Raw genomic sequence first — 13146 nt, 5'->3', positions numbered from 1 at the left:
TCAGGTCGCGCCGAGGATCGCTTCCCAGGGGTGCCTCCTGGTCGTGGCGATGGCGACCGACTGCAGGCGGCTGGCGCGCAGGAACGGGAACGAGGCCCCGCCGTGGGTGCCGCCGCTGTGGCCCGTGCCGCCGAGGCCGGGCAGCAGCGGGGCGTGTGCCATGTGCGAGTCGTTGACCTTGAGCAGCCCCCCGTTGGTCACCGTGCTGGTGAACCGCTCGATGACCTGCGGGCTCTCTGTCCACAGCGAGTTGCGCAGGCCGAACTTGTTGCCGTTGAGGAAGGCGACGCCGCGGTCGAGCAGGTCCGGGGCGTCGTCGGGGACGATGATCGTCAGCAGCGGGAAGTAGGACTCCTCGCGCACGGCGGAGAGGGTCTCGGCCAGCTCGAACCCGTTGACCCGCAGCACAGTCGGTTGCAGGAACAACCCCTGGGGGTCGGGGCCGCCGCTCAGGTTGATCTGCGCGCCGCCGCAGACCTTCGTGGCGCCCGCGCGCAGGGCCTCGTCGAGGCTGCGCCTGAACGCGGTGGCGCGCAGGACGGGGCTGAGCACCGTGTCGGAGTTCTCCGGGTCGCCCGGCCGCAGGGCGGTCGCCGCCTCGCGCAGCCGCGCCAGCAGCCGGTCGGCGATGGCGGGGTGCACGATGGCGTACTTGGGGCTGAAGCACGTCTGGCCCGAGGCGTAGAACGCCTCCAGCAACGCGGCGGTGACGTGCTGGAGGTCGGCGTCGGACCACACGAGCACCCCGTCCTTGCCGGAGAGTTCCAGGATGGCCCGCTTGCCCCGCTCGACGCACTTGCGTTCCAGGTCCATCCCGTTCTCGCTGGAGCCGAAGTAGTAGATGGTGTCGACCAGCGGGCTGTCCAGCCACTGCCGCATGGTGATCTCGTAATCGGCGCACAGCACGTTGACCGTCCCGGCGGGCGCGCCGCGTGCCTCGAGTACGGGGATGATGATGTTGTGCAGGGCGTAGCTCAGCGAGCTGGCGCAGCTTCGCGGAACGCGGATCACCACGCTGTTGCCCGCGAGCAGCACGAGCGAGGCGATCAACCCGAACAGGGGCGCGTTGGCGGGCGGGTCGATGCAGACGACCCCGTCGGGCCGGTGTTGCAGCACGATCGTGTGGTGCGGCGTGGTGATCTCCTGCCGGAGCAGGGACCGCGCCAGCTCCAGGCTCTCCGGTCGGAACAGGTCGAGCACCACGTTCAACTGCGCCTCGGCCAGCACGCGCGGGCAGCCCTCCATGCGCAGGAGCCGGGACAGCTCCTCGCGGTGCTCCTGGAAGGCGGTGAACAGCTCACCCGCGCAGGCGAGCCAGTCGGCCAAGGGCACCGCGGGCGCCCGCTGCGCGGCGTCGGCCGCCGCCCGCAGCGCGGCCCGCCCCTGGTCGGGTGTGGACAGCGCCACGGAGCAGAGGATGTGCGGGTGGGCGTGCAGTTCCTCCTCGGTGCCTTCGCGCAGCAGCCGGAACAGCGTCGCCGCGTCGGTCCCACCCGGGTCCAGGACGGTGCGGACGCTCATGCCGTACGCGCGTTCGTCTGTGTCGACCCGGTCGCCGCCGATGTAGAGCGGGAAGTGTCGGACTGCGGTCTGGGTCACTTGTCGTCCTCGGCTTTGAAGTAGGTGACGAGCGAGCGGGCCAGGTCGTCGATCCCGCCGCTGGCCACGAAACGCATGATCGAGATCTCGCTGCCGAACCGGCGCCGCATCTTCGTGACGAGTTCGGCGCCCATCAGGGAGTCCACGCCCAACTGGTCCAGCGGGCGGTCGCGGTCGACGCGCTCCGGCGCGACCCCCAGGACCTCGGCGAGCGTGGTGACGATGTTGTCGGCGACGAGGGCGACCGCCTCCTCCAGGGACGCCTCCCGGACCCGGTCGCGCAGGTCCTCGTCCTCGGCGGTGGCCGCGTGCCCGCCCGCGTTGAGCTCGCCCAGGCGCGGTGTGCTCAGGTGCGGGTACAGCCTGCTCAGGAACCCGCCGTCGTGCCGCCACACCACCGCGACCTCGGGCCCGCCGACCAGCGCGTCCAGCGCCTGCCGAACGTGGCGCAGCGACAGCAGGCCCAGGCCCGCGCGCGTGACGGTCCGGGCGGTGGCCTCGTTGCGGGCCACGTAGCCGACCTCGCCGAGGGCGCCCCAGGCGATCGCCTGCCCGACCAGCCCCCGCTCCCGCCGGGCCCGCGCGAGGGCCTCCAGGAACAGGTTCCCCGCGCAGTAGGCCGCCTGCCCGGCGTTGCCCACCACGGCCGCCGCCGAGGAGAACATCAGGAAAAGGTCGAGCTCGTGGCCGTCGGCGACGCGGTCGAGGACCATCGCCCCGGCCATCTTCGGCGCGAGCACGGTGCGGAACCGGTCGGCGGTGAGGTCGGCGGTCATCACGTCGTCGAGCACCATCGCCGCGTGCACGACTCCGCGCAGTGGCGCGTCGAGGGACTCGACGACCCCGCGCACCTCGGCCTCGTCCGTGACGTCGGCGGCGTGCACGGACACCCGCACGCCCCGCGCGCCCAGCTCGTCGACGAGGTCCCGCGCCCCCGGCACGGCCATGCCCCGCCGGTTGACCAGCGCGAGGCGCCGGGCGCCGCGCTCGGCCAGCCAGCGCGCCAGCTCCGCGCCGAGCCCGCCCGCGCCGCCGGTGACGAGGTAGGCGCCTGCCGGGTCGGGCGCGTACCGGCTCTCCGGCACGACCTGCTCGACCGGGGGCCGCTGGTCGAAGGTGAGGACCAGCTTGCCGATGTGGCGGGAGTGCTGGAGCGACCGGAACGCCTCCGCGACCCTGGTCGCCGGGAACACCCGGTGCGGGATGGGGCGCACCACCCCGGCCTCGATGTGCTCGGCGTCCCGGTCGTGCCAATCGATCATGTCCTGGCGGCGCAGGCCGCTCAACTGGTCGACGTCGACCGCGAAGTAGCTGATGTTGTCGCGCAGGGGGAGCAGGGAGATGTTGCGATCGCTGTAGAGGTCGCGTTTGCCCAGTTCGACGAACCGGCCACCGATCCGCAGCAGCTCCATGCTGCGACCGATGAACTCGCCGCCCAGCGAGTTGAGCACGACGTCGACGCCCTGCCCGCCGGTGGCGGCGAGCACGTCGGCGACGAAGCTGAGGCTGCGCGAGTCGAAGACGTGCTCGACGCCGAGCAGCCGCAGGAAGTCGCGCTTCTCCTCGGTGCCCGCGGTGGCGATCACCGTCGCGCCCGCGTGCCGCGCGCACTGGAGCGCGGCGAGGCCGACTCCCCCGGCCGCGCCGTGCACGAGCACCGTCTCGCCCTCGGCGAGTCCGGCCAGGTGCAGCAGGCCGTGGCTGGCGCTGAGCAGCGCCACCGGCATCGTCGCGGCGGCGACCAGGCCGATCGTGGACGGCACCCGGGCGACCAGGGCCTCGTGGGTGAGCACGTGCGAGGCGAACGAACCGGGGGCCGACCCGAAGACCTCGTCGCCCGGGCGGACCCGGGTCACGCCCGGGCCGACCGCGGCGACCACGCCCGCGCACTCGCCGCCCAGGTTCATGCCGGTCATCCCCGCCTCGACCACCCAGCCGGGCAGCATGCCGACCGCGAGCAGCGCGTCGCGGTAGTTGATGCCCGCCGCGCGCACCTCGATGAGCACCTCGCCCGCCGCGGGTTCGGGCATGTCCATCGCCACCCACGCCAGTTCGTAGGACGGCCCGGCGTCGCGGGCGATGAGCCGGTAGGGCGTGGAGCTGTTCTCGGCCGGGGCAGGCGGCAGGTCGCGCAGGCGGGGCACGAACCGACCGGCGCCGGTGAGCACCACCTCGTCCTCGTCGGTGGGGTCGAGGAGTTCACCGGCGACGCGGTCGACCGCCACGTCCCGCCCGACCGAGACGCGCCGGACCTGCAGCAGGCTGTCCTCGGCGGCGACCGCGCGAGTGGCGCCCCAGAGGGCGGCTGCGGCCGGGTCGCTCGCCCGTTCCGGCGCGGGGTTCACCCCCGTGGGACCGGTGATCAGCCACAGCCGGGTCGTCGAGCCCGCGGGCAGGTCGGCCGCGGCGAGCAGCAGCCCGCGCACGAACTCGAACCGCCTGGCGGCGGCCTCGACGGCGCCAAGCGGGTCCGGACCGGACTCGGCGAGCACGAGCACGACGTCTGACCGGGGTGGTGCGAACCAGGTGGCCGGGTCCGCCCCGGTCGTGGTCGCCACGGCGTCCGCGCCCAGGCCCACCAGGCTGGTGGTGAGGGCGGTGGCCAGCCCCGCCCCCGCGTCGTCCTCGGTGACGACCACGACGCGCGCGGTGGATTCGACGGCTGGGGCCTTCGGCGGCGCGGCGTCGCGCGGGGCCGCGCTCGCCGCCAGCACCGAGCACAGCTCGCCTTCGACGACGGTGCGCACGTCGTCGAAACCACACTCCCGCACCAGGTCGCGCCATCGCCGCGCGGGCAGCACCGGCGAAGCGGGGCGCAGGTCGACGTCGGTCATCGACCAGAAGCCCGGCACCAGCCCGAACGGCAGCGCGAGCAGCAGCGGGTCGTGCGCCTCGACGAGCACCAGCCGACCGCGGTCGGTCAGCGCCCCCGCCACCGCGCGCAGGGCCGAACGCAGGTCTTCGGCCTCGCGCAGGGCGTTCCCGGCGACCACGACGTCGAAGGCGCCGCGCTCGACATCGGGCTCGTCGAGGTCCAGGGTTCGGTACTCGACGAAGTCGTACCGCGCGAACCGCGCCTCGGCCGGGGCCAGGAAGACCTGCGAGACGTCGGTGAACACGTACCGGGTGCGGTCCGGGGGCAGGACGGGCAGCAGCGCCGCGGTCAGCGCACCGGTCCCGCCGCCGACCTCGAGGATCCGCAGCGGGCGGTCGACGGGCCACGCCTCGGCCAGCGACCGCAGCACCTCGGCGACCGCCTGGTTGCCCGAGAGCAGCCCCGGCGACAGGTCGTGGTAGTGGGCCAGCGTGTCGCTGCCGTGCGCGGGGGAGAGGATGTCGAGCGCGTCGCGGTCACCGCGCAGCAGCTCGACCAGGTGCACGCCGCAGCGGCCGAGCAGGGTCAGTTCCGGTGTGTGCTCGGGGAAGTCGGCGACCAGCCCGGCGAACCCGGGGTCGACGCAGGCGGCGCGCAGCCGCCAGCGGGTCCGGCCCTGGAACTCACCGAGCCACTCCAGGTGCCCGTGGTCGGCGGCCAACCCGGTGAGCAGGTCGAGCAGGCGGGAGAACCCCGGCCGCACCCCGGCGGCCAGCAAGTCGTCGGTGAAGAACACCTCCGCGCCGTCGAGCAGGGTGCTGAAGGCACGTGCCGCGAAGGCGGCCGTGGACGCCAGCCGCCGCCGCCGGAACTCCGCGTGGCAGGCGAGCGGTCGTGTGCTGACCCGGGGTGGCTCCCACGCCACCTCCGAGGCGGGCGGCAGTCCCCGGGGCGCGGCGCGCAGCTCGGTGTGCTGTCGGAGAACCGCGCGGCGACTGGGCAGCCTGACGCGCAGGAACCGGCAGTCGACGAGCTCCAGCAGCACCGCCCCGGCCTCGTCGGTGAGCACGATGTCCGCCGACGCCCAGCTCTCCGAGACCGTGCGGCAGCGGAAGTGCACCGCGCCCTTCTCGGTCGGCTCCCCCCACAGGCGCGCGGCGCCGACGGCCACGGGCATGTAGGAGTCCTCGTCGGCGACATGGCCGTTGCGGACCCGGCCGAGCTCGATCGCGACCTGCAGGGCCACATCGGTCCACGCCGGGTGCGCGTGGAACCCGGCGGTGTCCAGGTGGGCGCAGTCGTAGTCCCCGAGGACCTCCGCGCCGTCCACCCACAACCCCGTCACGACGAGGAAGTCCGCGCCGTAGCCGAGCCCCAGGCGCTCACCGTCGGCGTACAGCGCTTCGCGGTCGACGTGCTCGCCGCGCTCGGCGAACCGGGCCCGCAGCGCCGCGAGGTCCAGCGGTGGCGGGGGCGCGGCCACCCTGCGCCGCACCCTGCCCCGCGCGTGGGTCAGCCACGGCTGCCCCTCGACCGAGCGGGTGGCCACCCGGAACACACCGTCCTCCTCGGACACCGACACCTGCATCCGGGGCAGCACGGACTCGTCGTCCGGGGCGATCATCGGCTTGGTGATGTGCAGTTCGCACACCTCCGCGGGGCCGTCGAGGGCCAGTCGCCCGGCCGCCCACCCCATTTCCAGGTACCCCGCCGCGGGCATGATCGGCGTCCCGTCCGCGCGGTGCCCGGCGAGCCACGGCAACCTCGCCGGGTCCACGGTGGACTGCCACGTGGGATCGGAGACCGAGGCCCGGTCACCGAGCAGCACGTGGTCCGGCGCCGCCCCCGTCCCGCCCCAGGTGTACTGGCTGCCCAGCCAGAACCGCTCGCGCTGCCACGGGTAGGCGGGCAGCGGCACGACCGCGCCCGGCCGCGGGAAGTACCCGTCGATCCGCACCCCGGCGGCGAGCGCGGACTCCACCGTCGTCCGCAGGGCGGTCGCCCCGGGGTCGGACCTGGTCAGCGTGGGCAGCACCGCGAGCACGCCCTCCCTCGCCGCCCGCTTGAGGTAGGTCTGGAGCACCGGCTTCGGGCCGATCTCGATGAGCGTGTCGAAGCCCGCCGCCACGAGGTGGTCGGTGGCGGCGGCGAACCGCACCGGCTCGCGGACGTTGCGCCACCAGTACTCCGCGCCCAGCTCCTCACCGGCCAGCGGCCCACCGGTGACGGTGGAGACGAACTCGACCGTGGCGGGCTTGGGCGCGAGATCCGCCAACGCCGCCGACAGCGGCGCGCGCAGCGGCTCCATCGCCGAGCTGTGGAAGGGGTAGTCGAGGTCCAGCACGCGGCAGAAGACCTCGTCCTCGGCCAACCGGTCCGCGAGGTCGAGCAGATCCGGCCTGGGGCCCGCGACCGTGATGTCGCAGGCGCTGTTGACCCCGGCGACCTCGACCCGCCCGCCGTAGCGCGCCAGGACCTCCCCGGCCCGCTCCACCGGGAGGTTGACCGCCGCCATGGCGCCCGAGCCCGCGGTGCCCGCCTGCGCCGCGCTGCGCGCCACCACCAGTTCCACGGCTTGGTCCATGTCGTAGACCCCGGCGACGAACGCGGCGGCGACCTCGCCGACGCTGTGCCCGCAGACCGCCTCGGGGCGCAGACCGGACTCGGCCAGCACCGCCGCGATCCCCACCTGCACCGCGAACAGGAGCGGCTGGATCACGCTGGTGTCGTGCAGCCTCGGCGCGGGTGAGCGAAGCTCCTCGGCGACCGCCCAGCCGACGCGGGGGGCCAGGGCGGCGTCGACCTCGGCGATGACCCGCGTGAACACCGGGTCGGTGTCGAGGAGGTCGACGGCCATGCCCGGCCACTGGGCGCCGTGCCCGGAGAAGGCGAAGGCCACCCGTCCTCGATCGGTGGCGCGCTGCGGCGCCACCTGCTGGGCCAGGCGGCGCCGCGCCTGCTCCGCGGTGGCGGCGAGCACCACGCGGCGGTGGGTGTGGTGGCCGCGCCGCTGGTGGGAGGTGTAGGCGACGTCGGCGAAGTCGGGGCAGCCCGCCAGGCGCTCGTCCATCCGGGAGAGCGCTTCGGCCAGGGCCGCCTCGGTGTGCGCGGAGACGACGACGGGCACCTCGGACCCGGTGCCCGGCGCGGGCCGCGGGGCCGCGGGCGGCTTCTCCAGGACCACGTGCACGTTCGCGCCGCCGAACCCGAACGAGTTGACCCCGACCAGACGACCGGCCGCGGGCGTCGGCCGCTCCACCGGGGTCAGCGCGAGGCCGTCGAAGTCGATCCCGGTGCTGCGCGGTGCGGCGTGCGGGGTCGCCGGGACGATGCCGTGCCGCAGCACCAGGATCGCCTTGCACAGGCCCGCCATGCCCGAGGCCGGTTCGAGGTGGCCCAGGTTGCCCTTGACGGACCCGACCGGCAGCGGTCCGGCGCCGCGGCGGACAGCGAGCGCCTGCCCGATCGCCCGGCACTCCACCGGGTCGCCGACCGGGGTGCCGGTCCCGTGCGCCTCCAGGTAGGCGAGGTCGTCCGGGTCCAGCCCGAAGCCGTCGTAGACCTGGCGCAGCAGCGCCTCCTGGGCGTCACCGCTGGGCAGCACCAGCCCGCTGGTGCGCCCGTCGCTGTTCGTCCCGGACCCGGCGATCACCGCGTGCACCCGGTCGCCGTCCGCGACCGCGTCCGCCAGCCGCTTGAGCACGAGCACCCCCGCGCCCTCGGCGCGCACGTACCCGTCCGACTCGGCCGAGAACGGTCGGCAGCGGCCCGTGGGGGAGAGGAAGCCCGCCTTGGCGAACCCGACGTAGGTCATGGGGTTGAGCAGCAGGTTCACCCCCGCCGCGAACGCCACCCGCCCGCTGCCGTGGCGCAGGTGCTCGCAGGCCAGGTGCACCGCGTTCAAGGACGAGGCGCAGGCGGTGTCCACCTTCAGGCTCGGCCCGTGCACGTCCAGGTGGTAGGACAGCCGGTTCGCCGTGTTGGACAGGGCGGAACCGGAGTTGGTGTACGGGCCGATCGAGGTCCGCTGCACCATCTGCTGCGCGCCGTAGTCCAGGGCGGACACACCGACGAACACGGCGGCGTCCGTGCCCGACAGCGACCGCGGGTCGATCCCGGCGTCGTCGAGCGCCTCGACCGCCAGTTCCAGCAGCAGCCGCTGCTGCGGATCGATGCACACCGCCTCACGCGGGCTGATGCCGAAGAAGTCCGCGTCGAACCCGGCGATGTCGTCCAGGTAGCCGCCCGCGAACGTGTAGGACTTGCCCGGCCGCACCTGGTTCGGATCGTGGTACCGCTCGAGGTCGAACCGGTCCGGCGGCGGCGCCCCGACCGCCTCCCGCCCCTCGGACAGCAGCGACCACAGCCCCTCCAGGTCGTCGACCCCACCCGGGAAGCGACACGACACGCCCACGATCGCAATCTTGTCCAGCACACGGTGATCGTTCCGGACCGCGACCCCCTGAGCCACGCCGCCACAACAGCGCACCTGAATGACTAACCGATCAGGTGACGTGTGGGCTGGCGGCGTCACGGCTGGCCCCGGTGATCCCGACCGCCCGACGAACGCCGGCTCGGGACCGCCGTGCGGCGCGCGGGCCACTCGCCCGTCATCGTCGCCGCCACGGCGCAGGCGGGCCCGTTGTGCCGCCGGGCGCCGGGACGGTCGTGTTCGGACTGTCCTCTTAAGACTAGGCGGGCGCGCGCCGAGAATGTCTGTGACAATGCGCCGCACCCTCTCAGTCCGGCCAGGAAGAACAGCTCACATGCCTTCGATGCGTGCGGTACGCGCCGCCATAGCCGCCAGCGCGGCGGTCCTCGCCGCCACGGCCGCCACGGCCCCCGCGTCCGCTGACCCGGGGACCCCCAGCTTCGCTGTCGCCTTCGTCTACACGCAGCTCGCGCCCGACGCGACGCCGCCCGGCGCCAACGACTGGGGCTGCCGCCCCACCGAGCGGCGCCCCCGGCCGGTCGTCCTCGTGCACGGCACCTACGAGAACCGGTACAACAACTTCGCCCGCATGTCGCCTGCCCTGGCCGCCGACGGGTACTGCGTCTTCGCCCTCAACTACGGCGAGACCGTCGACAGCCTGCTCGGCGTGCCGCCCGCGATCAACGGCACCGGCGACATCCGATACTCGGCGGTGGAGCTCGCCGCCTTCGTCGACCGGGTCCGCCACGCGACCGGCGCGCCCCAGGTGGACATCGTGGGGCACTCGCAGGGCGGGTTGATGCCCCGGCAGTACCTCAAGTCTGGTGGCGCCGCCGCCGTGCGCAACCTCGTGACGCTGGGCGCCACCCACCACGGCACGTCCCTGAACGGCATCGCGACGCTGGTCGACATGCTGGGGCTGCTGGGGTTCACCCCGCCGGTGATCGGCAAGGCCGCCGAGCAGCAGGTCGTCGGATCGGAGTTCCTGCTCGACCTCAACGCGGGCGGCGACACCGTGCCCGGGGTGTCCTACACCGTCATCGCGACCAAGTTCGACGAGGTCACCACGCCGTACCAGTCGACCTTCCTCAGCGCGGGCCCCGGGGCCCGGGTCGACAACATCACCCTGCAGGACGGCTGCGTGCTGGACCTGTCCGACCACCTCAGCATGAGCTACTCGCCCCGGGCCATCGGCTACGTCCGCCGCGCCCTCGACCCCACCGCACCGCCACCCCCGTGCGCGCTGCACCTCCCCGTCGTGTGACAGACGTCCACGGTGGCCCGGACGCGACCGCGGCCGAGTCCCGCCCGCGCCCGTCTCCGTGCGGCTGACGCGTACTCGGCCGGCCGCTCGTCGTCGGGGTGGCGCGGTCCACAGTGGCCGTCTGGGCGGGTCGATGGCGGTCTGACCACGAAGAGTCCGCGTTGGACCCGGCGGTCGCGCCGACGCGGTGCGGCGCGCGGGGCCTGTCCCCGGTTGCCGGGAGGTGGAGCGGGTCGCAGGTCGTCGAAGCGGGCGGGTGGGGCTGTTGGCCGGGTCGGCGTTGCTGTTGGACGCGCTGTTCGGCTTCCTGGTGAAGGTGCCGAGGAAGTCCGTGGCCTCGGTGATGGCCTTCGGCAGTGGCGTGTTGCGCCGGGGCCAACGTCGTGCTCGCTCGGTGGCGGAGGTGGATCGGGTTGATCACCGTGAGCGGGTTCCTCATCGCCTTCGGCCTCTCCCCATGTGGGCTGAGCGGTCGCGGGGCTAGCCGATGGTGACGAAACGGGCGAGGTTCACCGACACCGGCTCCTGGCGGCCGCCGTTCTGCGCGGCGGCGGCGGTCAGGACGTCGAGGTGGTGGTAGCCGGGGGCGAGGACCGGCGCGGGCTGGTCCGGCTCCTGCGGGCGGTCGTAGCCCGCGCCCGCGAGGAGGGTGATGACGGGGCGCGCGGTGATGCCGCCGGGGTGCAGGGTGTGGCGGGCGATCTCGGCGGTGGGGTCGCGGGCTTCCTCGGAGAGCCTGGCCGGGAAGTACCACTCGGTGAAGTCCAGCGGGGCCTCGGCGAGGCTGCGGGCCAGTTGCCCGACGTCGGTGACCTCCTTGGCGGCGCTGGTGAAGGGCCTGCCGTCGCGGGCGCGGTGGCGGGGGTCGTCGGGGGCGTCGATGCGGTCGTAGTTGCGCCACGTGTAGGTGGGGCCGGTGCCCAGGGGGAAGCCCGCGTCGGTGGGGATGGCCTTGCGGTCGAGGCCGAGGAGGTTCCTCAGCTCGCCCAGCAGGGGCAGGTCGCCGAGTTCGTGTGCGAGGGGGAACTCCTTGTCGGCGATCTTGCCGCCGTCGAAGAAGCCGACGCTGGCCTGCAGGAAGGCCAGGGGTTGGGAATTGTTGTCCAGCAGGGCGGCCATGGCGGTCTGGTTGCTGAGGTTGAAGTCCTTCGCCGCCGGGACGCCGGTGGCGAAGTTGATCAGGTCGGATGTGCCGTGCGGGTCGGTGAGCGCGGCCAGGCCCGCGAGGCCGAGCAGGCTCATCGTCTCCGGGTTGATCACCGCGGGCAGCGACAGGATCGGCGCGGACGGGTCCTCGGCGGCCGGGAGCATCCGGTCGGCGGTGGCCGCGGGCAGGGCGGTGCGGATCGTCGAGTCGAGCGCGAACCACCCGGCGCACTGGTTGTGCCCGGCATCGTCGGTGGTGGCGGCGTCGCCGTCGAAGTCCCAGGTGGCGAAGTAGCCGGTGATCAGCCCGCCCAGGGAGTGCCCGCCGCAGAACAGCTTCTCGCGCCGCTGGGCGGGGTCGGGCAGTTCGTGGCGGATGAGGTCGTACTGGTCCCGGACGGTCTGGGCGATGCCGACCTCGCCCAGCCAGCCGACCTGCTCGTTGGTCTGGAAGCCCGCGAACGTCCTCCCGTCGACGGCCCCGCCCCGGTAGTAGTAATCGATCGCCACCTGGTGGTCGCGCGCGGCGAGCCCGGCCATGCGCCCGGTGTTGTCCTCCAGGCAGTTCGACCGCCGGTCCAGCGCCCAGAACTCCACGTGCCTGCCCAGCTCCGCGGCCTCGACGACCGTGTTGCGCGCGACGCTGTCGAACGCCCCCGCCCCCTCGATGACCCCGGGCTGGGCGACGAGCACCCTGTCGGCCGACGCCGAGTCGGCGGGCCCGTCGGCGTGGCGCCACCGCAGGTAGGACAACCGGTCGCACGCCTCGGGGTGCGGCCCGACCGAGTCCGGCAGCGGCACCCGCACCGAGACCACGGATTCCACGACCTCGCTGACCGGCGACGACGAGACGACCGGCGTCTCGGTCCGCTGCCCGTCCGCCACCGGGGCGCTCCCGGCCACCGGGGCCGACACCGCGCCCCCGACCGCCAGCGCCGCGACCGCCGCCAGCCCGCCCACCAGGCGCGAACGCCTCATCGTGCTCCTCCTCGAACTAGGTCGTGTTTCGGAAGTCGGCGCGGCTATCGCGGACAGCGGCTTTCGAAACACGACCTAGGGGAAACGTGCCCGGTGCTGACCCGGGTCAGGGGTTCGCGGCGATGAACTGCCCGCCCTTGGCGACGTCGCCGGTGAGGCCGTAGGTGAGGTGGGCGATGATGTTGATCGCCCCCTTCTCGCACACCGGGTCGCCCTCGGCGCAGAAGTCCTGCAGGCGCGGGCGCAGCGGCTCGGGGATCTGGCGGTCCACGGTCTTGAGCGGGTTGCCGTAGAGCACGACCGAGGCGATCCGCGGGTACAGCGCGGCCGGGATCTGGACCTCGGGCTTGAACCCGTTGATGGTGCCGGTGACGTCGACGCCGAGCGCGGCGTTGACGATCTGCGCGCCCTGGGAGTAGCCGACCAGGCTGTAGCGCTCGTCGGGGCACTCCGCGGAGCGGGCGTTGATGTGGTCCACGATGGACTTGTAGCCGGTGCGCGGGGAGTTGGCGTCGAAGCTGGCCGGGTACTCGACGGCCTTGGCCGTGGCGTCCGGGATGGTCTTGCGCACCTCGGGGACGATGTTGTCACCGACGATGAACCCGTACTGGCCGAACTCCGTCGTGCCCCGGGCGATGACCACCTGGAGCGAGGAGCAGTCCGCCCCCTCCGCCGCCGACGCGCTGCCCACCAGCGGGGTCACCGCCACGGCGGCGGTGACCGCGGCCGCCGCGGCGGCCCCCCAGAGAGCGGGCTTCTTCATACCGGCCATGTGCTGGCACCTCCTAAGAACCGTTGTGATCACCGGACGGTAATCACGTGCTTCCCGGGCTGTCCACGGTCTTCCCCGCTGGTGGACGAAATGACGTCAGCGGCCATCTGCTTGTTCATGCCGGCCAGGAGAATGCTCCG

5 protein-coding genes are annotated in these 13146 nt (G+C 73.6%); 1 reads left to right on the top strand and 4 read right to left on the bottom strand.

Going from position 1 to position 13146, the window contains the following annotated elements:
- Positions 1 to 1599 carry an aldehyde dehydrogenase family protein gene (locus GCL84_RS01930; RefSeq protein WP_156753570.1) on the bottom strand — a complete coding sequence of 533 codons (1599 nt, stop codon included), beginning with the start codon at positions 1597 to 1599 and terminating at the stop codon, positions 1 to 3.
- A complete protein-coding gene (locus GCL84_RS01925) occupies positions 1596 to 8849 on the bottom strand; it encodes a type I polyketide synthase (RefSeq protein WP_197522953.1) in 7254 nt (2417 codons plus the stop codon). Before GCL84_RS01925 ends, GCL84_RS01930 begins: the two co-directional genes overlap by 4 nt.
- Positions 8850 to 9189: 340 nt before the next feature.
- Here GCL84_RS01925 and GCL84_RS01920 point away from each other — a divergent pair, with 340 nt between their 5' ends.
- A complete protein-coding gene (locus tag GCL84_RS01920; protein WP_197522952.1) occupies positions 9190 to 10110 on the top strand; it encodes an esterase/lipase family protein in 921 nt (306 codons plus the stop codon).
- Positions 10111 to 10590: 480 nt separating this feature from the next.
- On the opposite strand, the gene GCL84_RS01915 is transcribed toward GCL84_RS01920, so the two are convergent.
- Positions 10591 to 12234, bottom strand: coding sequence for a hypothetical protein (locus tag GCL84_RS01915; protein ID WP_235925928.1), 1644 nt, complete (start codon positions 12232 to 12234; stop codon positions 10591 to 10593).
- A gap of 106 nt (positions 12235 to 12340) precedes the next feature.
- Positions 12341 to 13006 carry a cutinase family protein gene (locus tag GCL84_RS01910; protein WP_156753567.1) on the bottom strand — a complete coding sequence of 222 codons (666 nt, stop codon included), beginning with the start codon at positions 13004 to 13006 and terminating at the stop codon, positions 12341 to 12343.
- Between the last annotated feature and the right edge of the window lie 140 nt (positions 13007 to 13146).

The organism is Actinokineospora pegani, assembly GCF_009745975.1.
Classification (GTDB): Bacteria; Actinomycetota; Actinomycetes; order Mycobacteriales; family Pseudonocardiaceae; genus Actinokineospora; species Actinokineospora pegani.
Note: the sequence above shows the minus strand (reverse complement) of the source record. Positions and strands in the feature narration are given on the sequence as shown.